The sequence below is a fragment of the Alcaligenes sp. CHO6 genome (assembly GCF_037120595.1).
Taxonomy (GTDB): Bacteria; Pseudomonadota; Gammaproteobacteria; order Burkholderiales; family Burkholderiaceae_B; genus Alcaligenes; species Alcaligenes ammonioxydans.
Map to the genome: position 1 here is coordinate 908,568 of NZ_JBANCI010000001.1, position 23,085 is coordinate 931,652.

The 23,085-nt window shown below is 57.5% G+C and carries 21 protein-coding genes; 17 read left to right on the plus strand and 4 right to left on the minus strand.

The window, feature by feature from the left end; translation table 11 throughout:
* Positions 1–4 precede the first annotated feature (4 nt).
* Positions 5–1,489: an amidophosphoribosyltransferase gene (purF, locus tag V6936_RS04255; RefSeq protein ID WP_336579471.1), complete on the plus strand. Its 1,485-nt coding sequence runs from the start codon at positions 5–7 to the stop codon at positions 1,487–1,489.
* A gap of 397 nt (positions 1,490–1,886) precedes the next feature.
* Here purF and V6936_RS04260 read toward each other — a convergent pair whose 3' ends face one another.
* The 4 genes from V6936_RS04260 to map are packed head-to-tail and all read right to left on the minus strand — an operon-like array spanning position 1,887 to position 6,491.
* The gene (locus V6936_RS04260) at positions 1,887–2,387 is read right to left on the minus strand and encodes a disulfide bond formation protein B (protein ID WP_100214794.1); all 501 of its coding nucleotides are present in this window, start codon (positions 2,385–2,387) and stop codon (positions 1,887–1,889) included.
* Between the two features lie 4 nt (positions 2,388–2,391).
* Entirely contained in the window at positions 2,392–3,105 is a 714-nt protein-coding gene (locus V6936_RS04265) for a MarC family protein (protein ID WP_003799729.1), read from the minus strand.
* Positions 3,106–3,119: 14 nt separating this feature from the next.
* Positions 3,120–5,684 carry a [protein-PII] uridylyltransferase gene (locus V6936_RS04270; RefSeq protein ID WP_059317596.1) on the minus strand — a complete coding sequence of 855 codons (2,565 nt, stop codon included), beginning with the start codon at positions 5,682–5,684 and terminating at the stop codon, positions 3,120–3,122.
* Between the two features lie 3 nt (positions 5,685–5,687).
* Positions 5,688–6,491 carry a type I methionyl aminopeptidase gene (gene map, locus V6936_RS04275; RefSeq protein ID WP_059317597.1) on the minus strand — a complete coding sequence of 268 codons (804 nt, stop codon included), beginning with the start codon at positions 6,489–6,491 and terminating at the stop codon, positions 5,688–5,690.
* Between the two features lie 785 nt (positions 6,492–7,276).
* On the opposite strand from map, the gene rpsB reads away from it, so the two are divergent.
* The 16 genes from rpsB (at position 7,277) to V6936_RS04355 (ending at position 22,704) form a co-directional block, all read left to right on the plus strand.
* Positions 7,277–8,026 carry a 30S ribosomal protein S2 gene (gene rpsB, locus V6936_RS04280; RefSeq protein ID WP_003799736.1) on the plus strand — a complete coding sequence of 250 codons (750 nt, stop codon included), beginning with the start codon at positions 7,277–7,279 and terminating at the stop codon, positions 8,024–8,026.
* Positions 8,027–8,138: 112 nt separating this feature from the next.
* On the plus strand, positions 8,139–9,017 hold the full coding sequence (gene tsf / locus V6936_RS04285; protein ID WP_039943062.1) for a translation elongation factor Ts: 879 nt from the start codon (positions 8,139–8,141) through the stop codon (positions 9,015–9,017).
* A 93-nt stretch (positions 9,018–9,110) separates the two neighbouring features.
* On the plus strand, positions 9,111–9,827 hold the full coding sequence (gene pyrH, locus V6936_RS04290; RefSeq protein WP_003799741.1) for a UMP kinase: 717 nt from the start codon (positions 9,111–9,113) through the stop codon (positions 9,825–9,827).
* A 19-nt stretch (positions 9,828–9,846) separates the two neighbouring features.
* Positions 9,847–10,407 carry a ribosome recycling factor gene (gene frr / locus V6936_RS04295; RefSeq protein WP_003799742.1) on the plus strand — a complete coding sequence of 187 codons (561 nt, stop codon included), beginning with the start codon at positions 9,847–9,849 and terminating at the stop codon, positions 10,405–10,407.
* Between the two features lie 25 nt (positions 10,408–10,432).
* Entirely contained in the window at positions 10,433–11,197 is a 765-nt protein-coding gene (gene uppS, locus V6936_RS04300; RefSeq protein WP_039943063.1) for a polyprenyl diphosphate synthase, read from the plus strand.
* Positions 11,198–11,210: 13 nt separating this feature from the next.
* Positions 11,211–12,065 (plus strand): phosphatidate cytidylyltransferase, encoded by an 855-nt coding sequence (locus V6936_RS04305; RefSeq protein WP_003799747.1) that lies wholly within the window; start codon positions 11,211–11,213, stop codon positions 12,063–12,065.
* A 40-nt stretch (positions 12,066–12,105) separates the two neighbouring features.
* A complete protein-coding gene (locus V6936_RS04310; RefSeq protein WP_003799748.1) occupies positions 12,106–13,308 on the plus strand; it encodes a 1-deoxy-D-xylulose-5-phosphate reductoisomerase in 1,203 nt (400 codons plus the stop codon).
* Between the two features lie 11 nt (positions 13,309–13,319).
* The gene (gene rseP / locus V6936_RS04315; RefSeq protein ID WP_003799750.1) at positions 13,320–14,642 is read left to right on the plus strand and encodes an RIP metalloprotease RseP; all 1,323 of its coding nucleotides are present in this window, start codon (positions 13,320–13,322) and stop codon (positions 14,640–14,642) included.
* Between the two features lie 52 nt (positions 14,643–14,694).
* Complete coding sequence (gene bamA, locus V6936_RS04320) at positions 14,695–17,037, plus strand: outer membrane protein assembly factor BamA (protein ID WP_003799752.1); 2,343 nt, start codon at positions 14,695–14,697, stop codon at positions 17,035–17,037.
* A 61-nt stretch (positions 17,038–17,098) separates the two neighbouring features.
* Positions 17,099–17,653 carry an OmpH family outer membrane protein gene (locus V6936_RS04325; protein WP_003799754.1) on the plus strand — a complete coding sequence of 185 codons (555 nt, stop codon included), beginning with the start codon at positions 17,099–17,101 and terminating at the stop codon, positions 17,651–17,653.
* A gap of 6 nt (positions 17,654–17,659) precedes the next feature.
* The gene (gene lpxD / locus V6936_RS04330; protein WP_003799756.1) at positions 17,660–18,790 is read left to right on the plus strand and encodes a UDP-3-O-(3-hydroxymyristoyl)glucosamine N-acyltransferase; all 1,131 of its coding nucleotides are present in this window, start codon (positions 17,660–17,662) and stop codon (positions 18,788–18,790) included.
* Between the two features lie 12 nt (positions 18,791–18,802).
* Positions 18,803–19,258 carry a 3-hydroxyacyl-ACP dehydratase FabZ gene (gene fabZ, locus V6936_RS04335; RefSeq protein ID WP_003799758.1) on the plus strand — a complete coding sequence of 152 codons (456 nt, stop codon included), beginning with the start codon at positions 18,803–18,805 and terminating at the stop codon, positions 19,256–19,258.
* A 3-nt stretch (positions 19,259–19,261) separates the two neighbouring features.
* A complete protein-coding gene (gene lpxA / locus V6936_RS04340; RefSeq protein WP_003799760.1) occupies positions 19,262–20,050 on the plus strand; it encodes an acyl-ACP--UDP-N-acetylglucosamine O-acyltransferase in 789 nt (262 codons plus the stop codon).
* A gap of 77 nt (positions 20,051–20,127) precedes the next feature.
* Positions 20,128–21,309, plus strand: a complete 1,182-nt coding sequence (lpxB, locus tag V6936_RS04345; RefSeq protein ID WP_039942943.1) for a lipid-A-disaccharide synthase — start codon at positions 20,128–20,130, stop codon at positions 21,307–21,309.
* Positions 21,306–21,911 (plus strand): ribonuclease HII, encoded by a 606-nt coding sequence (gene rnhB / locus V6936_RS04350; protein ID WP_003799764.1) that lies wholly within the window; start codon positions 21,306–21,308, stop codon positions 21,909–21,911. The genes lpxB and rnhB overlap by 4 nt, the downstream gene beginning before the upstream one ends.
* A 10-nt stretch (positions 21,912–21,921) precedes the next feature.
* Entirely contained in the window at positions 21,922–22,704 is a 783-nt protein-coding gene (locus tag V6936_RS04355; protein ID WP_003799767.1) for a TrmH family RNA methyltransferase, read from the plus strand.
* The last annotated feature ends 381 nt before the right edge of the window (positions 22,705–23,085 follow it).

Sequence of the window (23,085 nt, forward strand, 5' to 3'; positions counted from 1 at the left end):
AATCATGTGTGGAGTTGTAGGGGTTGTTGCGCGCAGCCCTGTAAATCAGTTGATCTATGACAGTTTGCTCTTGCTGCAGCACCGTGGGCAGGATGCCGCGGGGCTGGCGACCTGGCACGACCAGTTCTTCAGCATGCACAAGGCATTTGGCCTGGTGCGGGACGTATTCCGTACTCGCAACATGCGCTCCTTGCCCGGCAATAGTGGTATTGGCCATGTGCGCTACCCCACGGCCGGCTCCAGCCAGAGCGTGGAGGAGGCGCAACCTTTTTACGTGAACGCCCCCTTTGGTCTGAGCTTTGTGCATAACGGCAATCTGACCAATTGGCGTGAGCTGCGTGAAGAACTGTTCACCATTGATCGTCGCCACATCAACACCAACTCGGACTCCGAGGTTCTGCTGAATGTGTATGCGCACGAGTTGCAGCGTGCCGCTACCGGCCCTGAACTCTCTCAGGACGAAGTGTTTGAGGCCGTGGCTGCCGTGCATCGTCGTGCCCGGGGCGCCTATGCGGTGGTGTCGCAAATCGCGAACTTCGGTCTGGTTGCCTTTCGTGACCCGAACGGGATTCGTCCCTTGTGCCTGGGTCGCAACGTGACCCCGAAGGGTGAAGAATGGATGATCGCCTCCGAGTCCGTAGCCCTGACGGGTTGCGGTTTCGAGCTCGTCCGTGATGTGGAGCCCGGCGAGGCCATCATCGTGGATCTGGACGGTAATCTCAGCAGCCGTCAGTGCGCCGAGAACCCACGCCTGAATCCCTGTGTCTTTGAATACGTGTATTTTGCTCGTCCTGACTCCACGGTCGACGGCGTATCGGTTTATGACGCCCGCTTGTTAATGGGTGAGTACCTGGCCGAGAATGTCGCCAAGAACCTGCGTCTGGCCGATATTGATGTCGTCATGCCTATCCCTGACTCGGCCCGTCCATCGGCCATGCAGTTGGCGGCTCACTTGAACCTGAACTACCGCGAAGGGTTTATCAAAAACCGTTACGTGGGCCGTACCTTCATCATGCCCGGTCAGGAAGTGCGCAAGAAGTCGGTGCGTCAGAAACTGAGCGCCATTCCCATGGAGTTCCGTGGCAAGAATGTGCTGTTGGTGGATGACTCCATCGTGCGTGGCACAACCAGCCGTCAGATCGTGGATATGGCCCGTGCCGCGGGTGCAAACAAGGTGTTTTTTGCGTCGGCCGCGCCACCGGTTCGCTTCCCGAACGTTTACGGCATTGATATGCCTACGGTTTCTGAGCTGATCGCCACTGGTCGCGATGTGGACCAGGTTGCCAAGGAAATTGGGGTGGACGGACTGGTCTATCAGGACCTGCACGACCTGGAGCAATCACTGCGTGATCTGAATCTCCGCTTTGCTGGATTTGAGTCTTCCTGCTTTAGTGGCGACTACGTAACTGGCGATGTGGATGAGGCATATTTGAATCTGTTGGCGGAAGGTCGTAAAAGTGGCCGTGATGTTCCGGATGTGACCGATTAAGCGGATGCCCGCTCGTTGGAGAAAAGCCCGCTCTAAAGCGGGCTTTTTCTATTCCCTGTTCCGGATGCCTTGCGTGTAGGGTGATGTAAATTTTTCTTGTTCGCCAGTAGTGCGCCTGCTTCTTTGGCTTGGTGTCATGTGCTTGGCGTCACGGGCCCCTAATAGGCCTGTTTTCGCTTTTGGGGATTGCTAGGCTCTGACAGGGGTATGGAATCGAGCGCAGCACTTTGCGCGTTCATAGGAGTGCTACGGTTATCCACCCGATGTGCCGATTGACACCGTAGCCGTGGTGCGTAGAGCTGAACTGGGCTGTGCTTTGCTGTGCTTGTGTCAAGGGCAATGCGCTTTGAAAAAAAGCCCTGCAAGACTGCAGGGCTTTTCAGGAGGGCTGGCTGTATCAAGCACGGCGTCGCGTGAGCAGGGTCAGCAGCAAGCCCAGCCCCAATAGCACAAACAGTCCCAGGCTCCAGTAGGCATATTCAATGCCCAGCAGGTCTTGACGGGCATCCATGCAGGAGGCGTAAATGCCAAACAGCCAGGGCAGGCTGCTTTCCAGGCCGGACTGGGTGATGAAGCGGTCCGCAAAGGTCTGGTCGCAGCTGAATAAATGCTGTGCGACCGAAACCTGATACCAGGCCGCCAGCACACCGCCCACGCTCGTCGCCAACCCTAGCAGGCTGAACAAGGTGGAGCTGCCCGAATGGCCGAGCTGACGCAGGACGCCGGCCACCAGGCTACATAGACCCAGCACAATGAAAATCAGACGTTGCAGTACGCACCATGCGCAAGGCGGGATGCTAAAGACGTGCTGCGATAGCAGGGCGATACCCACACCTGCGAAGGCGAGCAGGGCAATCAGATAAAAGGGTGCAGCGGACTGGCGGAAAGAGGCGGCCATGGTATCAAGATGCATTTAAAGAATGGAAGGTAGATGCTTCGTGCAGCAAACCCAGGAAAAGTTCATGGAAACCGGCCCAGGTAATCTGCACGCCCAGGCACAACAGGATGAAGGCGGATAGACGCATCACGACAGCCGTGCCATTTTTACCCAGTTTGTATAAAAACTGGGAGGCAAAGCGCAGGGCCAGAAACACGATGACGCTGGCTGCGGCAATCGCCGGTAAGGCCCCCGCGAGCTTGCTCATGGTGCCGGTGACCGAGTTGTCGTGCAAGGTCGCGCCGACCGTGAGCGCCGCCGATAGCGAGCCAGGGCCGCACAGCATGGGAAAAGTCAGTGGATAGAAGGCTTTGGAGCGAATCTGCTCCCAGGAATAGGACTCGGCCATGTTCTGGGCATGGGCCGCGTCAAAGTCCGAGGCATTGATCAGGCGCCAGGCGGTGCCGATCACCAGCAGGCCCCCGCCAATGCGAATGATAGGCAGGGAAATGCCAAAAAAGTTCAGCACGATATTGCCAGCGACCATTGCAATGGCCAGCATGATGAAGATGTTGACGGCCACTTTTTTGGCCAGGCGGGCACGATCGGGCACGCTGGCGCCTTCGGTCAGCGTCAGAAAAATAGGAGCGGCCGCAGGCGGGTTGAGCATGGGCAAGAGCGTGGCCAATGCAAACAGGAAGCTGCGGCTGACATCGGCGAATACGGAGGAGAGTTCCATTAAAGGGGGCGGGCTTATTGAGAAAGGGCTAAACGGACATCGCGCTCCAGGCGCAATTGATGACGGTTGTGTTCGAGGGCGGCGCCACTGAGGATAAAGACGTCTTCGACGCGATCACCCAAGGTCATGACCTTGGCCGAGCGCAGCCGTACGTCGTGGCGCTCGAATACCTGGGCGAGACTGTACAACAAACCGCGCCGGTCCGTGGCGCTAAGTGTCAAAATCCAGTCTTGTCCCTGCTCGTCCTGACGCAGGTCCACGGTAGGCTGGATAGGAAACACACGGGCCCGGCGAGAACGAATGTCGCGGTAGGGGTCATGAGCTGGCTCTGAGGGCAGCACTTCCTGCTCCAGTGCCTGACAGAGCTCGGTTTCGATCAGCAACGGGTCGCGTCGCAGCGCATGGTCGTAGGCGGGCAGCATGACAACAAAGCTGTCCAGCGCCCACCCATGCCGGGTGGTGTAGATACGGGCATCCTGAATGCTGACGGACTGGCTGTCAAAGTAGCGGCAGATGCGCAGAAACAGGCCGCTGGCATCCTTGGTATAGACCAGCACTTGCAGGGCGTCGGTTTGTCCGGCCGGCCGTATGCGCACAATGGGCGTCTGGCTGTGCGACTGGTGGTAGAGCTGAATGGTATGCCAGGCGATTTCGCTGGCGTCGTGGCGCAGGAAATAGGGTTTGTCCAGCCACTGCCAGAATTCCTCGCGAGCCTCGTCCAGCAAGCCCGCCAGACGGATTTCCCCTGCGGCATCGCGCTTGCGCTGATCCAGGACGGAAACCCCGTCCTTAGCCTGCCTCCCCAGCGCTGCCAGCGTCAGGTTGTACAGGTCCTCCAGCAGTTTGCCTTTCCAGGAGTTCCAGACGGTCGGACTGGTGGCGCGGATGTCGGCGACGGTCAGCAGGTACAGCGCGGTCAGGCGTCGTTCCGTTCCCACGGTCTGCAGGAACTGGAAGATGACATTCGGGTCGCTCAGATCGCGTTTCTGGGCGACCTGAGACATGGTCAGATGTTCCCGCACCAGAAACACCACCAGTTCCGCGTCCACGGGTATCAGATTGTGATCCAGGCAAAACGCCAGTGCGTCCTGTGCGCCCAGTTCGGAGTGATTGCCGCCACGGCCTTTGGCGATGTCATGGAACAGGGCGGCAATGTAGAGCAGCCAATGACGGTCAAAGCCGCTCATCAACTGATTGGCCATGGACAACTCTTCGCTGTGCTCGGCCATGGTGAAGCGGCGCAGATTGCGTATGACCTTCAGCGTGTGCTCGTCCACGGTGTAGGCGTGAAAGAGGTCATGCTGCATTTGTCCGACCACGCGCCGGAAAACCGGCAGGTAGCGGGGAAGCAGATTCAGTAGATTCATCAGCCGCAGGGTATGCACAATCCCCTTGTTCTGTTGCAGGATCTCCAGAAACAGGCGTCGATTTTTGGGCTCGGCCCGAAACTTGGCGTCGATCAGCCGCCGTGCATGCCACAGGGCCCGCAAGGTGTCGGCCTTCAGGCCGCGCAGATTGGGCTGCTGCTGCAAATGCAGCATGGCCACAAAGATCAGCGACGGGTCCTGCTCGAAGCCGTCGGGCTGGCGCAGCTCAAGCTGGCCGTGATGAATCTGGAACTGGCTGTCCAGAATGATCGGGTCCTGATCGGTTTGCGGAAATAAATGTTCCTCAATGCTGCGCATCAGGATCAGATTGAGCTGGCTGACAATTTTGGCGGCCCAGTAGTAGCGCTGCATCAGCAATTCACTGGCGCGGCGGGTGGCGGTGGGCTGGAAACCGTAGATTTCTGCCAGACGCGGCTGAAGATCAAACAGCAGCCTGTCTTCGGCGCGGCCCGTTAACAGATGAAGCTCAATGCGCAGGCGCTTGAAGGCTTGCTCGACGCGTTGCAGGGCGTTCAGTTCGGATTCGGTCAGTAATTCTGACTGGGCCACAGCCGCCCAAGTGCGTCCCAAGCCGGCGGCCCGGGCCATCCACAGCAGTACCTGCAAATCGCGCAGGGCACCTGGAGACTCTTTGCAATTGGGCTCCAGCGAATAGGGGGTGTCCTGCAGATGGGCATGACGTTGCTGCTGCTCGGCCTGCTTGGCCAAGAAGAAGGCCTGCGGGTCCATCTGGCTTTGTAGCTGCCGTTGGGCGTGGCGCAGCAGGAGTGATGAACCCGCCAGCCAGCGACTCTCCAGCAAGGCGGTTTCCGTTGTGATGTCCTGGCTGGCCTGTTCCAGACATTGAGCGGGCGTGGCCACATTGTGGCTGGGTGCCAGCCCGATGTCCCACAGAGCGGCAACCAGAGCCTGAATGCGATCAATATCCTGCGCATTAGGTTCGCGCTGCAGGAGGATCAGCAGGTCTACGTCCGAATGCGGGTACAGTTCGCCGCGCCCATACCCGCCCAGAGCCGCGAGGCTGGCCTGGCGGGGCAGGGGATAATGCTCCAGCAACTCACGCAGGCCCTGATCGCAAATCCTGCACAGGCTCTTGAGCAAGCGGTCGCAATGCAGATCCTGTCTGAAGCGCTCGTAGGCCCGAGCCCGGCGGCCAGCAATTCTGTCGCGAAGCTGGGCCAGGAAAGACATGGTTCAGGCCTTGTTGATGATGGCTGGAGGGGCCGGCATGCCGGGCGAGACTGTCAGCACTTCGTAACCGGTGTCGGTCACCAGGACTGCGTGCTCCCATTGGGCTGACAGGCTGTGGTCGCGGGTCACCACCGTCCATTGGTCGGCCAGGGTGCGCAGTTCACGACGACCGGCGTTGATCATGGGCTCAATGGTGAAAATCATGCCCGGTTCCAGTTTTACACCGGTGCCGGGCTTGCCGTAATGCAGCACTTGCGGGTCCTGGTGGAATTTCTGGCCCACGCCGTGTCCGCAGTATTCGCGTACGACGGAAAAGCCCTGCTTTTCGGCGTGCTGTTGAATGGCGTGACCAATATCGCCCAGCGTGGCGCCCGGCTTGACCTGGTCAATGCCCAGCCACATGCATTCGTAGGTGGTCTCGGTCAGGCGGCGGGCCAGGATGCTGGGTTCGCCCACGTAGTACATGCGGCTGGTATCGCCAAACCAGCCGTCCTGGATGATGGTGACGTCCATATTGAGAATGTCGCCATTTTTCAACACTTTATCGCCAGGAATGCCGTGGCAGATCACGTGGTTGACGGAGGTGCAGATAGAACCGGGAAAAGGCGGGTAACCGGGAGGCGCGTAGCCAACTGTGGCGGATTTGACTCCCAGCTCATTGATCCGCTCCATGCACAGACGGTCCAGTTCGCCCGTGGTGACACCTGCTTTGACAAAGGGGGTCAGGTAGTCAAGGATGGATGCCGCCGTCTGGCAAGCGGCGCGCATTTTTTCGAGATCAGTGGGGTCTGTGACGAGAATACTCATAGCAACTTGAACAGGTCTATTGAAAAATAGTAGAATTATAGGCTTTTGTGAATTTTGCAGTTGTGCGCTGGGTCGGTTTAGCCCCGCTTTGGCTCATTCGGACGGTTTGGTTAATCCGAATAAGTGGCTTAAAGAAGAGCCGGAAGGGAGCCCGAACAACGGGTTTCAAACAACGGCGTGCAACAACAGGGCTTGCAAATAACAGCTTACCCGGCAACGGGTGCCAAGCAACAGCCGCCAGGCAAAGCGGGCCACAGGTTGATCCTTCAGGCTTGCTGGCTTGTAGACGCTGGCAGGACCAGGAAAATACGGCCGGACAAGTGCTTGGATCAAACTCAGGCTTTATCCAGTCTGCCCGGACTAGCCGGAACTGAGATAAACGTGCTGCTGTTTTAAAAAGAAGCGTGTTGTGTAGCACAGGCATGATTCACAACGAATATATGGTCAGCCAGCGTTGCCAGGCCTTGCAAGAGCAACTTGGGCAACGCCCGGTTCTTGTTCGGGCGGTGCTGGCTAGGCAATCCTCTAGGATACACCTGCAAACCCGGTGCTGTATGCAGGCGGTGGCCAGAAAAGTTACAGATTTGGGCCTGGGTGGCGGACGTGTGGTCCGTTACAAGGTGCAAATCCGTTGTAGTGCAGGCGTATGCCCATGTTGGGCTGCGTTTTTATGTTTTAAGTTGTAAATCGCGTGATTGCCCGTCTCGGGGTGTCTGGAATGCAGCCTAGGCTGCGGCCCTTACCGGATACCGGGCAGTTACAAGACCAAACCCTTGGAGAACTTTATGTCTTTGATGCGTGAAATGCTGGAAGCCGGTGTGCACTTTGGCCACCAAACTCGTTACTGGAATCCCAAGATGGCTCCGTTCATCTTCGGTCAGCGTAACAACATCCACATCATCAACCTGGAAAAAACGGTTGTTCAGTACGAAGAAGCAACCAAATTCTTGCGTCAACTGGCCGCTCGTGGCGGCAACGTGCTGTTCGTAGGCACCAAGCGTGCTGCTCGCGAACTGGTGGCTGCTGAGGCCGAGCGTTGCGGTATGCCTTACGTTGACAGCCGCTGGTTGGGTGGCATGATGACCAACTTCAAAACGGTCAAGACTTCCATCAAGCGTCTGAAAGAAATGGAAGGTCAGATGGCTGAAGGCCGTCTGGAAACCATGAGCAAGAAAGAAGCCTTGATGTTCGAACGCGAACTGGAAAAGCTGAACAAGGCCATCGGCGGTATCAAGGACATGAACAACCTGCCTGATGCCCTGTTCGTGATCGACGTCGGCTACCACAAGATTGCCGTGGCTGAAGCCCGCACGCTGGGTATCCCCGTTGTGGCCGTGGTTGATACCAACCACTCCCCAGAAGGTCTGGATTACGTGATTCCTGGTAACGATGACTCGGCCAAGGCAATCGCTCTGTACGCCCGTGGCATGGCTGACGCCGTGCTGGCTGGCCGCGAGCAGAACCTGAACGGTCTGGTTGAAGAAATTGCCGCTGACGAAGAGTTCGTTGAAGTTCAGGCTGACTCTCAGGAGTAACAGGCTCACGGCTGCCTGTCAGACGCCATAAGTTGTCATGGCAGGCAGTTACAGTGACCTTTCGTATCGCCCCGGCTTGGCCGGGGCACGTTCTACAGAATTGGAGAAAACCGTGGCTCAAATCACCGCATCGATGGTTAAAGAATTGCGCGAGAAAACCGACGCGCCCATGATGGAATGCAAAAAAGCACTGACTGAAGCCGACGGCGATATGGCTCGTGCTGAAGAAATCCTGCGCGTGAAGCTGGGCAGCAAGGCAAGCAAGGCAGCTACCCGCGTTACCGCTGAAGGCCTGGTGTCGGTCTACATCGCTGAAGATGGCAAGACCGGTTCCGTGGTTGAAGTGAACTGCGAAACGGACTTTGTCGCCAAGAACGATGATTTCATCGGCTTTATCAACGATATCGCTCAGTTGGTTGCCAAGAATAATCCTGCTGATCTGGCCGCTCTGGCTGAATTGCCACTGGCTGACAGTAACGTTGAAACCGTGCGCGCCGCTCTGGTGGGCAAAATCGGTGAGAACATCTCGATCCGTCGCTTCCAACGCTACGAAACAGCTGGTCAGCTGGCCAGCTACGTTCACGGTGGCAAGATCGGCGTGCTGGTGGATTTCGCCGGTGGCGACGAAGAAGTGGGCAAGGATCTGGCCATGCACATCGCGGCAACTCGCCCCAAAGCCATGGACGCGTCGGGTGTTGACGCTGCCGAAATCGAAGCTGAGCGCTCTGTGGCAGCTCAGAAAGCAGCTGAATCCGGCAAGCCTGCTGATATCGTTACCAAGATGGTCGACGGCGCTGTAGCCAAGTTCCTGAAGGAAGTGACGCTGTTGAGCCAGCCTTTCGTCAAGAACGACAAGCAAAGCGTGCAGCAAATGCTGGACGAGAAAAAAGCATCGATCGCTGGCTTTACCCTGTACGTAGTGGGTGAAGGCATTGAGAAGCGTGTTGAGGATTTTGCCGCTGAGGTAGCAGCCGCTGCCGGCCAAGCCTAATTCAGCTTGTTTTTTCAGGGCAGGCACCGTAGTGGCGGTGCCTGCCCTGCTGCTTTACACTCTCTTCTGTCTTCGTCACTTGGAATCCCACCCATGACTACCCCTCATTACAAACGTGTTCTGTTGAAGCTCTCCGGCGAAGCGCTGATGGGCGAGGACTCGTTCGGTATTAATCGCAGCACAATCATTCGTATGACGGAGGAGATCGCCCAGGTTGCCCAGTTGGGGGTACAACTGGCTATCGTGATTGGCGGGGGCAATATCTTTCGCGGCATCGCTCCGGGTGCCCAGGGCATGGATCGTGCGACAGCCGATTACATGGGCATGATGGCCACCGTCATGAATGCCCTGGCCTTGCAAGATGCCTTAAAGCACCGTGGCCTGGATGCCCGGGTGCAATCCGCCCTGAATATTGAACAGGTCGTAGAGCCTTACATTCGTCCCAAGGCGCTGCGTTATCTGGAAGAAAACAAAGTTGTTATTTTTGCGGCTGGTACGGGCAACCCGTTCTTCACCACGGACACGGCAGCGGCTCTGCGCGGCGCCGAAGTGGGAGCGGAAATCGTACTGAAAGCCACCAAAGTCGATGGCATCTACAGTGCCGATCCCAATAAAGATCCAGGCGCGACTCGTTATTCGCGTATCAGCTTTGACGAAGCGATCGTGCGTCGTCTGGAAGTGATGGACGCCACGGCCTTTGCGCTGTGTCGCGACCAAAAACTGCCCATTAAAGTGTTTTCGATCAACAAGCCCGGTGCGTTGACTCGCGCGGTCTCTGGCGAGGACGAGGGCACCCTGGTTCACGTTTAAAGTTATAGGAATTTAGTCCATGAGTCTTTCCGAGATCAAAGCATCGACCGACAATCGTATGGGCAAGTCCATCGAGTCTCTCAAGACGGGCCTGGCCAAGATCCGCACAGGCCGCGCCACTGCGGGCTTGCTGGATCACGTGCAAGTGGAGTACTACGGCTCTATGGTTCCCGTCAGCCAGGTGGGCAATATCACGGTGGTCGATGCCCGCACGCTGAATGTGCAAGTGTGGGAAAAGCATATGGCCGGCCCGATTGAAAAAGCCATTCGCGACAGCGACCTGGGATTGAACCCGATTTCCATGGGCGAGAGCATTCGTGTTCCCATGCCTGCCTTGACCGAAGAGCGTCGTCGCGATCTGGCCAAAGTGGTGCGTAGCGAAGGTGAAGATGCCAAGGTCGCCATCCGTAATCTGCGCCGTGATGCCAATGACACGCTCAAAAAGCAAGTCAAGGACAAGGAAATCTCCGAGGACGAGGAGCGTCGTGCCCAGGACGAGGTCCAGAAGCTGACCGACAAGTATGTTGCCGAGGTCGACAAGTTGATCGCCCAGAAAGAAGCCGAGATCATGACGGTCTAACGGCTTTTGCACAGGTGGCTAGGTGATTTCATTCAGTTCTACCCAAACGATTCCGGAACACGGTCAGGTTCCTGGCCACCTGGCGATTGTCATGGACGGCAATGGACGATGGGCGACCCGTCGTCTGTTGCCTCGCACGGCAGGGCACTTGCGGGGTGTGCAAACTGTCCGGCGTGTTGTTGAAGCCTGTGGCGAGCTTGGCGTGCGCTATCTGACCCTGTTTGCGTTCAGTTCCGAAAACTGGCGACGCCCTGCGGAAGAGGTGTCCCTGTTGATGGGCCTGTTTGTCAAGATGCTGCAAAAAGAAGTGGCAACACTGAAAAAAAACGGCGTCCGACTTCATGTTATTGGCGAATTGTCTGCGTTTAGTGAAGAGTTGCGCGGCCTGATTGCCGACGCTCAAGAGCAGACTCGCGATAACGACACCTTACATTTGACGATTGCCGCCAACTACGGCGGTCGTTGGGATATTTTGCAGGCGACGCAAAAAGCATTGGCTGCCAATCCCCAGCTGGTCGATCATCCCGAACAACTGGATGAGGCCCTGTTCAGTCCCTACCTGGCGATGTCCTACGCTCCTGAGCCGGATCTGTTTATCCGCACGGGGGGCGAGCGCCGTATTTCGAATTTTCTGATCTGGCAGATGGCCTATACCGAGCTGTATTTCACAGACGTGTACTGGCCGGATTTTGACCGGGCGCAGCTTGAACAGGCCTTTGAGTGGTATCGTGGGCGCGAGCGGCGCTTTGGGCGCACCAGTGCCCAGGTGCAGGGTACCCTCGCGCCTTGACGGAGCCTAGTCTATGTTGAAACAACGAGTCATTACCGCCCTGGTCCTGCTGGTCATTCTGGGCGCGGCCATGCTCGCTCCCGTACGCTGGCCTTTGCTGGCGATTTTTGTGCTGATGAGCACCTTGGCCTGCTGGGAGTGGGAGCGTTTGAGCCTGTCTCAGGCGCAGCAGCGCTGGGCCTGGCCGCTGGCCTTGCTCAATGGTGCCCTGATGCTGTGGCTCAGTGTGTACTGGTATGAAACCGGTCCGCAGGGGCAGGCTGCTGACCTGGTGTACCGGGGGCTTGTACCAATAATGGCGGCCTTGTGGGTGGTGGGTGCCACTGGGCTGGTGCTGCAAGGTCAGGCCACACAACGTGCTCAAGGTGTTTTGCTCAGTGTGATGGGCGTACTGGCGCCCCTGGTCGCCTGGGCCAGTCTGTATTTGTTTCTGCATACGCAGGGCATGGTCTATGTGCTCTCCCTATTGGTCCTGATCTGGGTGGCGGACATCGCCGCTTACTTTGCGGGCCGTGCCTTTGGCAAAGCCAAGCTGGCTCCGCGTGTCAGTCCCGGCAAGACCTGGGCCGGGGCAGTGGGTGGTATGGTTGCCGCTTCCGCCTGGATGCTGATCAGCGCCAATTGGCCCGGGAGTTTTGGTGCTGATGTGATGCAGCGCTGGGGCTGGGTGGCCACGGCGGTATTGGGTGTTGCCCTGGCCGCCCTTTCCATCGTGGGTGACTTGTTCGAGTCTTTGCTCAAGCGCCGTGCTGCAGTCAAGGATTCCAGCCAATTGTTGCCTGGCCATGGTGGCGTATACGATCGTATCGATGCCTTGTTGCCGGTTGCTCCTGTGGCCTTGTTGTTAAGTGGGGCGTGGCTCTTTTAGTCCGGTGTGACTTGGACGAGTATGCGTCAAGGAAGAACTCATGAGTTTCCAGCAAGTATGTGTGTTAGGGGCCACTGGCTCTATTGGTGTCAGCACACTTGATGTGATTGCTCGTCATCCTGATCGGATGGCGGTATATGCCTTGAGTGGCCATAGTCGCATGGAGCTGCTCGCCCAACAGGCTCAGGACAGTGCGGCTCGCGTTGTTCTGGTGCCGGACGAGGCGGCTCGCAGCCGTTTTCTGGATGCATGGCAGGGTGGTGCTTTGCCGGAAATCCGGGTAGGCGCACAGGCGCTGGCCGACACGGCTGCCGACCCCCAGGTAACTACCGTCATGGCGGCCATTATTGGCGCGGCTGGTTTGCCTTCGGCCTTGGCCGCCGCGCGTGCCGGTAAGCGGGTATTGCTGGCTAATAAAGAGGCCTTGGTCGCCGCAGGACGTATTTTCATGCAAGCTGTGCAAGAGGGCGGGGCACAGTTGATGCCCATCGACTCCGAGCACAGTGCCATTTACCAATGTCTGGCGGGCGAACTGCCTGCCGAGCCTGGCCAGCCGGTTGCCGGCTTGCGTCGTTTGTTGGTGACGGCTTCGGGTGGGCCCTTTCGCTCGCGCGCACTCTCTGAGCTGGAGACGGTTACACCGGAGCAGGCATGTGCTCATCCCAACTGGAGCATGGGTCGCAAGATTTCGGTGGATTCGGCCACCATGCTCAACAAGGGTCTGGAGGTCATCGAGGCGCATTGGCTGTTTTCTGTGCCCGTTGACCAGATTGATGTGGTGGTGCATCCGCAAAGCGTGATTCACTCCATGGTCGAGTATATAGACGGGTCCGTCATGGCGCAGTTGGGGCAGCCTGATATGCGTACGGCGATTGCCTATGGTCTGGGCTTTCCGGAGCGCTTGTACAGTGGCGTGGGTCTGCTCGATCTGGCCACGATGGGACGCCTGGACTTTGAACAGCCCGATTTTCAACGTTTTCCCTGCTTGAAGCTGGCGTATGAGGCCTTGCGCGACAGTCAAGCCGCCTGTGTGACCCTGAATGCGGCCAATGAAATTGCCGTGGACCGTTTCCTGGAAAGGCAGATTGGCTATACTCAAATTCCGGCGGTGATCGAGCACTGTCTGGACAAGCTCAATGGCCGGGCCAGTCAGGCTTTGGATGCCCTGGATGGGGTTCTGGCACTGGATAGCGAGACACGGTCACTGGCGCTGGACTATTGTCGATTTTCAGCGCGTATTTAACAGGAATTAACATGCTCTTCACCGTTCTGGCTTTCCTGGTGGCCCTGGGCGTGCTGGTGACCTTTCACGAGCTGGGTCATTACTGGGTGGCTCGTCGTTGTGGAGTCCGTGTCGAGCGCTTTTCCATTGGTTTTGGCAAGGTGTTGTACCGTCGTTTCGACAGGAACGGCACTGAATGGGCCGTATCGGCGCTGCCCTTAGGTGGCTATGTGGCCATGCAGAACGATCCACCTGCTCACGCGACGCAGGCGCAGATCAACGAATCCTTCAATCACAAACCCTTGCGTCAGCGGGCCGCCATTGTGCTGGCCGGTCCCCTGGCGAACCTGATCCTGGCCGTGGTGATCTACGCCGTGGTCGGTTTGTTGGGCACGCAAGAGCCCATTGCGCAAATCGGCCCCGTGCCTGCAGGGACGCCTGCTGCACAGGCCGGCTTTCAGGCGGGAGACCGTTTGGTGTCGGTCGATGGCAAGCCTGTTGATTCCTGGTTGCAGGCGCGTTGGGCATTCATGGATGCCTTGTCTTCCGGCGGCGAGCTGGAAGTGGGGGTGAAAGACCAACTGGGGCGGGAACAAAATCGTTACCTGACTTTGCCGGCCGGCGAGATTTTGCCGGATGGACAGGACCTGATGGCCCAGGCAGGCCTGGTTCTGCGTCCGGCTCGTTCGATTGTGCAGGAAGTGTTCAAGGAAAGTGCGGCCGAGCAGGGCGGGTTGAAAGAAGGGGATGTCATCGTCCGCCTGGGTGATCTGGCCGAGCCCGGCATCACCCCGTTTGTCCAAAAAGTGCAACAATCGGCCGGCCAGACCCTGGAGCTGGATGTACTGCGTGCGGGTGAGCTTGAGCGTTTGCTGGTCACGCCCGCGAGCGATTCGCAAGGGCTGGGACGCATTGGTGCGCAGGTGGCGGCAGACATGCCCATGACACTGGTACGTTATGGCCCTATCGAGAGCGTGGAGCGCGGATTTACCCGTACGGCTCAGACATTCTGGTTCTCTTTGAAGATGATTGGGCGCATGATTACCGGGGAAGTCTCTGTACGGAATGTCAGCGGGCCGGTTACTATTGCCGATTATGCGGGTCAGACCGCCAGAATAGGCTTGATCGCCTACCTGAATTTCCTGGCGCTGATCAGTATTAGCATTGGTTTACTGAATTTATTGCCCGTACCTATGCTGGATGGCGGGCATCTACTGTACTATGCCATCGAAGCCGTACGCGGCAAGCCCGCTTCGGAGCGCATGATGCTGCTGGGTCAGCGCCTGGGTTTGGCCTTGTTGGCCGTACTGATGAGTATTGCTTTTTTTAATGACATCACCCGCCTTTTCAGTTGAGAGCGGGTGGCATACAATTTCCAACCATTTGACCGACCAAGGATTGTCCAGGATGTCGTTTAGCCGGAAACCTACTTTTGCGTTGCGTGTTCTGCCCGTATTGGTGGCAAGTTTGCTTGCTCCCGCCTTGGCGAATGCATTTGCACCGTTTGTCGTGCGCGATATTCAAGTCAACGGTATCCAGCGGGTCGATCCCGGCGCCGTGTTCGCGTCTTTGCCTGTCAAGGTTGGTGAGTCCTTCTCGGAAGAGCAGGCCGCAGATGCCATTCAGCGTCTGTACGCCACAGGCTTTTTTAGTGATGTGCAAATTGACACGGGCACCAATGTGCTGATCGTCAATGTCAAAGAGCGCCCAACCATCGCCTCCATATCTTTTAACGGCATGCGCGAGTTCGATGCCAAGAATATTACCAACTCCCTGGCTCAGGTAGGCTTTGGAGAAGGGCGGGTTTTTGACCGTTCCATGCTGGAACGGGCCGAGTTTGAGCTGAAACAGCAGTACTTGTCCAAGGGCAAGTACGGGGTGGAAATTACCCCTATCATCACGCCGTTGCCGCGTAACCGTGTCGGCGTCAGCTTTGACATCTTTGAAGGCGGTCTAGCCAAGATCAAGGAAATTCGCATTGTCGGTACCGAGGCGTTCTCGCAAAGCGATTTGCTCGACCAGATGGAGCTGACCACCTCGGGCATGATGACCTGGTACACGGGCACCGACAAGTATTCCCGCGAGAAGCTGGAAGGTGACATGGAACGCATCCGTTCCTACTACCTGAATCGAGGGTTTCTGGAGTATTCCGCCGAGCCGCCTCAGGTGTCGATTTCGCCCGATCGCAAAGACATTTACATCACCCTGACGATTCACGAAGGCAAGCCGTACACGCTGAGCAGCGTGAAGCTGGCCGGGGATTTGCTGGGTCTGGATGATCAGATTCAACCACTGGTTCAGCAAAAAGAGGGGGAAGTGTTCTCCTCGGAGAAAACCAGCGGTACGGTGAAAGCCATTACCGAATACCTGGGTGGCCTGGGCTATGCGTTCGCCAACGCCAACCCCAATCCGGTCCTGGATCGCGAAAATCATACGGCTGACCTGACCTTCTATGTTGATCCGGGCCGTCGCGTGTATGTGCGCCGTATCGAGGTGGGCGGCAACGTCCGCACGCGTGACGAGGTCGTGCGCCGTGAGATGCGTCAGCAGGAGGCTGCCTGGTACGATTCGGACGCCATCAAGTTCTCCCGTGATCGCGTGGATCGTCTGGGCTACTTCAATGAAGTGGATGTCAATACCAAGCCTGTGCCCGGCTCGCCGGATCAGGTGGACGTCCAGGTGGACGTCAAGGAAAAACCCACGGGTCTGGTCAACCTGGGTGTCGGGTATGGCTCCACCGATAAGCTGATGCTCTCGGCCGGGATCAGCCAGGACAATATTTTCGGTAGTGGCAATAGCTTGTCCTTGCAGGTCAATACCAGCAAGGTGAACCGTACAGCGGTAATCAGCCATACCAATCCGTATTGGACAACAGACGGCATCAGCAAAACGACCTCGATTTACTATCGTCGTACCACGCCCTACCAGTCCAATGACGGCTGGGGCGACTACCAGAACACCGCGATCGGTGCCGGTTTGAACTTTGGTGTGCCCATCTCGGAATACGACCGTATTTTCATGGGCGTCAATTTCGAGCAGAACAAACTATCGCGTCTGAGTCCTCAGTACACTCCGCTTGCCTACCAGGATTACGTGCAGGAGTATGGTGAGCGTACCAACACCTTCATTTTCAATCTGGGTTGGTCCAAAGATACCCGTGACAGCGCGATTGCTCCCAAGAAGGGAAGCCTGACCAGCTTGTCGGCCGATATGGGTACGCTGGATTTGCGCTACTACATGCTGCGCGCCAGCCATCAGCACTACATTCCATTGGGTCGCGCATACACGCTGGCCTTGAATGGAGCGATTGACTATGGTCGCAGCATTGGCAGCAAGACTTTCCCGGTTATCAAGAACGTTTACGCCGGTGGTATCGGTTCGGTACGTGGTTACGAGGGTGCGTCCCTGGGCCCACGAGACACCCTGACCGGTGACTATCTGGGTGGTTCGCGCCGTATGGTGGCCAATGCCCAGCTGTACCTGCCGTTCCCAGGCGCATCACGTGACCGCACCTTGCGTTGGTTCGTTTTTGCCGATGCTGGCAAGGTCGACAACACGAGCGGTGGTTGTGCAATGGGTCGCCCTGATCGTCGATCTGAAGATCCCTGCGGCTGGAAGTACGCCGCCGGTCTGGGCTTGTCGTGGGAATCCCCGCTGGGTCCTTTGCAGCTGTCCTACGGTCGCGCCTTGCGCGCCAAGGAAGGCGACGACAAACAAGCCTTCCAGTTCCAGATTGGTACCGCTTTCTGATGTTCGTGTTTAGTGGCACAATTGCACTATTCTGCAGCCTAATTTGCAAGGTAGATTTTTCATGAAGTCAAACATCGCATTAAAACTTACAAACATCGCCCGCAGCTTGTCGCGTGGCAATAAAGCGCTCGTTCTGGCTGCCGCGCTGGGTGTTGGCGCCATGACCGCTGCACCTGTTGTTCAGGCACAGACAAAAATCGGTTTTGTCAGCACAGAGCGCATTTTGCGCGACTCCAAGCCAGCCAAAGCGGCCCAGACCAAGATCGAGGCAGAATTCAAGCGCCGTGACGAAGAGCTGGAGCGCATGGCCAACAACCTGCGTTCGCAAGCTCAGAAATTCGACAAGGACGCTCCTGTGCTGTCCGAGTCTGATCGCGTCAAGCGTCAGCGCCAGCTGGCTGATCTGGATTCCGACCTGCAGCGCAAACGCCGTGAGTTCCAGGAAGACTTCAATCGTCGCCGCAACGAAGAATTCTCGGCCATTGTTGAGCAGGCTGATGCCGCCATCAAACGTATTGCTGACTCCCAGGGCTACGACCTGATCATTCAGGACGCCGTAACGGTTAGCCCACGTGTGGACATCACCGAGGAAGTTCTGAAAGCATTGGGCGGTTGATGCACTATGCCGGTATTGCTGAACGTTGATCAGGCTGTACAGCTGTCTGAACTTATAGACGCCATCAACAAGACCGGACTGGATTGCAAGCTGCCAGAAGGCGTGAAAGAGCCTATGCCCCGGATTCGGGGCCTAGGCTCTTTGCTTTCTGCGGGCCCGGAAGAAATCAGCTTTCTATCCAATCCCAAGATGCAGGATCTGCTGCAGCAGACTGCCGCCGCGGTGGTGATTTTGACGCCGCAAGTCTACGAAGGTCTGGACGTTGAGCCCTCCTTTATCCCGGTTCTGTGCTCTCAGCCGTATTTGATGTATGCGCTGCTCGCACAGCGTTTTGATCAAGTGCGGATGGCTCAGTTGCCCACGGGTATTCACCCCAGCGCTGTGATTGATCCCAGTGCTGCATTGGGCGACGGTGTGTCGATCGGTCCATTTTGTGTGGTGGAGGCAGGCGTCAAGATCGGACGGGGCACCCGTTTGGGTGCGCATTGCGTGATTGGCGCAGGCTCTACCTTGGGGCAGGACTGTTTGCTGCATGCGCGCGTGACCCTGTATCACGAGGTGCATATTGGTGATCGCGCCATTTTGCACTCGGGTGTGGTGCTTGGTGCAGACGGCTTTGGCTTTGCTCCGGACCCCGTCAAGGGCCAGGGCGCCTGGGCCAAGATTGCGCAGATCGGTCACGTGCGGATTGGTGATGATGTTGAAATCGGAGCCAACACCACGGTGGACCGAGGAGCGTTGGACGATACGGTGCTGGCCAATGGGGTCAAGCTGGACAATCAGATCATGATCGGGCACAACGTGCAGGTCGGTGAACATACGGCCATGGCGGCCTGTGTGGGGGTGGCCGGCTCAACCCGGATCGGGGCGCGGTGCACGATTGCCGGGGCGGCCATGCTGTCCGGGCATCTGGTCTTGGGTGATGATGTGCACATCTCGGGCGGTACCGCCGTTACCTCCAGCATCAGCCAGCCCGGACGTTACACCGGAGTTTATCCCTTTGCGGGGCATCAGGACTGGCAGAAAAATGCTGCCGTGCTGGGGCAATTGAGCGGTTTGCGCCGTCGCCTGCGTTCCTTGGAACGGCAGCAGGCGGATGGAGCAAATGAATCATCTGAACATATCAATAAAAATTAAGCAGGACAGGACATGGAACTCGACATTCGACAAATTATGGATCGCCTTCCTCATCGTTACCCGATGTTGCTGGTGGATCGCGTTTTGGAACTGGTGCCTGGCAAGAGCATCGTCGCCATCAAGAACGTGTCGATGAATGAACCCTTTTTTACTGGCCACTTTCCGCACATGCCGGTTATGCCTGGGGTCTTGATCATTGAAGCCATGGCCCAGGCCGCCGCCTTGTTCTCGTTTACTGATCCTGAAGATCCGTACGCGAAAGTGGACAACAAGCTGGCTTACTATCTGGTCGGTGTGGATGGTGCGCGTTTTCGCAAACCCGTGATGCCGGGCGATCAACTGCGCCTGGAAGTGACGGCTGACCGCATCAGCCGCGCGTTGTGCAAGTACACGGGTCGCGCATTGGTGGACGGCCAAGTGGTCGCCGAAGCCAAAATCATGTGTGCTATCCGACAATTGGAAGAATAGTTTATGCGTATTCATGAAACGGCCATTATCGAAGCGGGCGCTCAGCTTGCCGATGATGTCGAGGTCGGGCCCTACAGCATCATTGGGCCCAATGTCACGATAGGGGCGGGCACCAAAGTAGGCCCGCACTGCGTGATAGATGGCGTGACCACGATCGGTCGCAACAACCATTTCTACCGTTTCTGCTCCATCGGGGGCATGCCGCAGGACAAGAAGTACGCCGGGGAACCCACTCGTCTGGAAATCGGCGATGGCAATATGGTTCGTGAATACGTCACCATTAACACCGGCACGGTGCAGGACGTGGGAGTGACCCGTGTTGGCAACGACAACTGGATCATGGCCTACACCCATATTGCGCACGATTGCCAGATCGGCAGTCATACGATTATTGCCAATAGTGTTCAGTTGGGCGGCCATGTGCATATTGGCGACTGGGCCATTCTGGGCGGCTTGACCGCCGTGCATCAGTTCGGTCGCATCGGTGCGCACAGCATGATTGGTGGCACCAGCTCGGTCCGTCAGGACATTCCTCCTTACGTGATCGGTGCAGGTGATCCATTCCGTCCAGTCGGTGTCAATAGCGAAGGCCTGGGTCGTCGTCACTTTTCTGCCGACGCGATTTCGGCCGTCAAGGAAAGCTACAAGCTGCTGTACCGTCGTAAATTGACCGTCGAGCAGGCCGTTGAGCAGATGCAGGCCTTGCAGCAGGCGCAGCCCGACTGCCGGGCAGCGGTTCAGGTCATGATCGATTTTCTGAACGATTCCAGTCGGGGTATTTGCCGACCATGAGCAGCGCCTCCAGCCCAGTAGCGGCACGTTCAGGCGGGTCGGGGCAGACAGGGGTCAAGCAGGATTTGCGCATTGGGATGGTGGCGGGTGAGCCCTCTGGCGATTTGCTGGCTGCTCGCATCATTCAAGGCTTGCGCCAAGGCCATCCCGACTTGCGGGTAGAGGGCATAGGCGGACCCGAAATGGCGGCGCAGCAATTTCATCAGTTTTATCCCATGGATGCCTTGACGGTATTCGGTTATGTCGAGGCGCTGAAACGCATTCCCGGGCTGGTTTCTACCTACCTGGGCATGCGCAATCAGTGGTTGCGGCAACGCCCTGATGTGTTTGTAGGCATCGATGCCCCCGACTTCAACTTGCGTCTGGAACATCGTCTGCGTCAGGCCGGGGTTCCAACGGTGCATTTTGTGGGGCCCTCCATCTGGGCCTGGCGCTATGAGCGCATCCATAAAATCCGCGAAGCCGTGTCTCACATGTTGGTGCTGTTTCCTTTCGAGACCGAGATCTACGAGAAGGAAGGCATTCCCGTGACCTATGTGGGTCACCCCCTGGCGGCGAATATTCCCTTGCAGCCGGACAAGGCCGACGCGCGTCGGCGGCTGGGCTTGCCCGAGACAGGGCGTATATTGGGCGTCTTGCCTGGCAGCCGGTCTTCCGAGGTCAAGATGCTGTCACCCCGTTTTTTGCAGGCGGTGCAGATCTTGCAGGATCAGGAGCCGGATTTGATGATTCTGGTGCCCATGGTCAATCCTAAGCGCCGTCAGGAATTTGAGGAAGCACTGGCCCAACACCCCGTCCGTAACTTGCACATTATTGATGCCAATACAGCCGGTATTCGTCAGCCTGATTCGGAAGGCGTGGTTCGTCCACCCGCCTGGACGGTGATGGAAGCCAGTGACGCTGTGCTGGTGGCCAGTGGTACTGCCAGTCTGGAAACCGCCTTGTACAAGCGGCCTATGGTTATTTCATATGTGCTCAGCCCCATGATGGAGCGCATCATACGGTGGAAGTCTGGTCAGGACCGGCCTTATGTGCCTTGGGTGGGTTTGCCTAATGTGCTGGCTCGGGATTTTGTCGTACCAGAACTGCTGCAAGAAGACGCCGAGCCCAGGAAGCTGGCGCAAGAGTGCTGGAAAGCCTTGAGCGATCAGAGCTATGTGGCACATATCGAGCAAGTCTTTACCGAAATGCATTTGATCTTGCGTCGGGACACACCCGCGTTGGCGGCCGAGGTCATTGTGAATATGGCGCGTGCATGAAGCAGCTGGATTTATTAGTCAGTAATGCCTCGACGGGTTTGGTGGCGGGGCTGGATGAGGCAGGACGTGGCCCTCTGGCAGGTCCCGTCTTTGCCGCTGCCGTGATTCTGGACCCGAGCAATCCCATTGAAGGCCTGAATGATTCCAAGAAGCTGACCGCCAAACGGCGTGAAGCCTTGGCGGTGTTGATCAAGGAAAGGGCGTTGGCCTGGGAAATTGCCAGCGCTAGTGTGGCGGAAATTGACGACATCAATATCTTGCACGCGGCCATGTTGGCGATGCAGCGAGCCTGCAATGGCCTGAGTGTCAAACCCGAACAGGCCTTGGTGGACGGCAATCGCATTCCCACTGGCCTGTGTTGCCCGGCAGAAGCCATCATCAAAGGTGACGCCAGCCATGCTGCCATTGCGGCTGCATCAATTTTGGCGAAAACAGCGCGGGATGCAGTCTGTCTGGAATTGCACCGAGACTATCCCGAATACGGTTTTGACCAGCACAAAGGCTATGGGACGGCCTTTCATCTGCAACGTTTGTCCCAGCACGGGCCGTGTCCCGAGCATCGTCGAAGTTTCGCGCCGGTACGCGCATCTCTAGTTAGGTAAGTTGAAGAAAATGAGGCTGATTGAATCCAAAGATAATGCGCTTTTCAAACGAGTGCAGCGCCTGGCTCACGACAAACGCGAGCTGGATGGGGGCGATCAGCTGATTTGGTTGGAAGGCATCCATCTCTGCCAGATGTGGCTGGAGCGCCGTGGCTTGCCGGAACTGGCGGTGTTTGAAATGGATCGCCATTCGGACGAGCTGTTGGAACTGGCTCGTTTTTTACCGGGTCATCTCAGTGTGACGTTCAATGCCACGCTGATGAATGCGGTGTCCCAGGTAGGCCAGGGGCAAGGCGTGGGCTTTATTGTGCGTGTGCCGCGCGGGCAGGCGTGGACAGCGCCTGCTGGAAGTGCAGTCTTGCTCGATCAGGTGCAGGACCCCGGCAATGTGGGCACCGTACTGCGAACCGCCGTGGCGGTGGGCATGGAGGCGGTCTACTTGACGCCGGGCTGCGCCAGTGTCTGGTCCCAGAAGGTGCTGCGTAGCGCACAAGGCGCGCATTTTTCTATTCAGATTCATGAGCAGGTCGAGGGCCTGGAACTGCTTGAGAAAGCCGGCTTGCCGGTTTTGGTGACCTCTCTGGGGCCTGACACTCAAGACCTGTATGAATCTGCCTTGCCTGCACACGCAATATGGGTGTTTGGCAACGAGGGGCAGGGCGTCAGTCCTGCTTTGCTGGTCAAAGCCAGCCAGCGTTTGTTCATCCCCCAGGCGCCCGGGGTGGAGTCCCTGAATGTGGCCATTGCCACGGCGCTGTGTTTGTACGAACAGCGTCGCCAGCATAGAAAGTAATAGCGCTGCTGTGGGTGGGTGGCAGCGGCATGCTCCTTGCGTGGCCTGGGCAAGACGTGGGTTGAATTTGTCGTGGCACGGGTCGGACAGACAGCCTTGAAATTCCCCTCTCCACGACCTTGACGATGTCGCGTGCGGCGTGTCTTGAGGGGCTAAACAAGCGGTGATGACTCTGCCGTCCAGCGTGATGGGCATGCTCGCGCCTGAGAGCCGGGGCGAAGGCTGATCAGGGGGGGGTACATTCTGCCGTACATACGGCTGGTGCTGCGGGATAAGTGGGCCGGAGAAGGATTAAATAAAAAAAGCCCGAGTTCGGTGAAACACCGACTCAGGCCTTACGCTCATTGCCGCTCCGCTTTGTTGCACTGCGGGCAAACACTG

Bases quoted from the DNA above. Each gene is read 5' to 3' on its own strand.
- purF (WP_336579471.1), top strand. From the start codon at position 5: ATGTGTGGAGTTGTAGGGGTTGTTGCGCGCAGCCCTGTAAATCAGTTG.
- V6936_RS04260 (WP_100214794.1), bottom strand. From the start codon at position 2,387: ATGGCCGCCTCTTTCCGCCAGTCCGCTGCACCCTTTTATCTGATTGCC.
- V6936_RS04265 (WP_003799729.1), bottom strand. From the start codon at position 3,105: ATGGAACTCTCCTCCGTATTCGCCGATGTCAGCCGCAGCTTCCTGTTT.
- V6936_RS04270 (WP_059317596.1), bottom strand. From the start codon at position 5,684: ATGTCTTTCCTGGCCCAGCTTCGCGACAGAATTGCTGGCCGCCGGGCT.
- map (WP_059317597.1), bottom strand. From the start codon at position 6,491: ATGAGTATTCTCGTCACAGACCCCACTGATCTCGAAAAAATGCGCGCC.
- rpsB (WP_003799736.1), top strand. From the start codon at position 7,277: ATGTCTTTGATGCGTGAAATGCTGGAAGCCGGTGTGCACTTTGGCCAC.
- pyrH (WP_003799741.1), top strand. From the start codon at position 9,111: ATGACTACCCCTCATTACAAACGTGTTCTGTTGAAGCTCTCCGGCGAA.
- frr (WP_003799742.1), top strand. From the start codon at position 9,847: ATGAGTCTTTCCGAGATCAAAGCATCGACCGACAATCGTATGGGCAAG.
- V6936_RS04305 (WP_003799747.1), top strand. From the start codon at position 11,211: ATGTTGAAACAACGAGTCATTACCGCCCTGGTCCTGCTGGTCATTCTG.
- V6936_RS04310 (WP_003799748.1), top strand. From the start codon at position 12,106: ATGAGTTTCCAGCAAGTATGTGTGTTAGGGGCCACTGGCTCTATTGGT.
- rseP (WP_003799750.1), top strand. From the start codon at position 13,320: ATGCTCTTCACCGTTCTGGCTTTCCTGGTGGCCCTGGGCGTGCTGGTG.
- bamA (WP_003799752.1), top strand. From the start codon at position 14,695: ATGTCGTTTAGCCGGAAACCTACTTTTGCGTTGCGTGTTCTGCCCGTA.
- V6936_RS04325 (WP_003799754.1), top strand. From the start codon at position 17,099: ATGAAGTCAAACATCGCATTAAAACTTACAAACATCGCCCGCAGCTTG.
- lpxD (WP_003799756.1), top strand. From the start codon at position 17,660: ATGCCGGTATTGCTGAACGTTGATCAGGCTGTACAGCTGTCTGAACTT.
- fabZ (WP_003799758.1), top strand. From the start codon at position 18,803: ATGGAACTCGACATTCGACAAATTATGGATCGCCTTCCTCATCGTTAC.
- lpxA (WP_003799760.1), top strand. From the start codon at position 19,262: ATGCGTATTCATGAAACGGCCATTATCGAAGCGGGCGCTCAGCTTGCC.
- lpxB (WP_039942943.1), top strand. From the start codon at position 20,128: ATGGTGGCGGGTGAGCCCTCTGGCGATTTGCTGGCTGCTCGCATCATT.
- rnhB (WP_003799764.1), top strand. From the start codon at position 21,306: ATGAAGCAGCTGGATTTATTAGTCAGTAATGCCTCGACGGGTTTGGTG.
- V6936_RS04355 (WP_003799767.1), top strand. From the start codon at position 21,922: ATGAGGCTGATTGAATCCAAAGATAATGCGCTTTTCAAACGAGTGCAG.